This window comes from Cupriavidus basilensis OR16, from assembly GCF_000243095.1.
Lineage (GTDB): Bacteria > Pseudomonadota > Gammaproteobacteria > Burkholderiales > Burkholderiaceae > Cupriavidus > Cupriavidus basilensis_D.
On record NZ_AHJE01000317.1, the window covers coordinates 1 to 489 of the forward strand.

The window sequence follows — 489 nt, forward strand, 5'->3', positions numbered from 1 at the left end:
GCCGCGCTCGGTATCCTCGTTGGTGCTCGCAAGTGCACCGGCGAGCTTGTCGAGCGCATTGTGACGACCCACGTCTTCGCGCACAAAGGCCAATGCGCCATCCGCACGCAGCCACGCCGCCGCGTGCGTGGCCCCGGTATCGCGCAGCAGTGCCTGGCGAGTGACCAGGGTAGCAAACGCCGCATCGAAGGCAGCCGGATCGAAGATGGCATGGCTATGCACCGGTTGCGGCATGCGCATGATCTCGCCCAGTGACTCGATGCCGCACAGGCCGCATCCGGTACGACCCGCCAGTGTGCGGCGCCGGGTCTTTAATCTGGCGAAAGCAGCGGTGGCGATCTCCATCTTGATAGTCACGCCGTTTGCACCGGCTTCGACGTCGACGCCATAGATCTCGCTCGCGCTGTCGACAATGCCTTCGCTGAGGCTGAAGCCGATGGCGAAGTCATCGAGATCGGCTGGTGTCGCCAGCATGACCGCATGGGAGAT

The 489-nt window shown here is 64.0% G+C and carries 1 protein-coding gene; it reads right to left on the reverse strand.

The features are described from left to right. A partial coding sequence (locus OR16_RS38905) for a formate dehydrogenase accessory sulfurtransferase FdhD (protein WP_006164955.1) occupies positions 1-489 on the reverse strand: 489 nt, incomplete at both ends.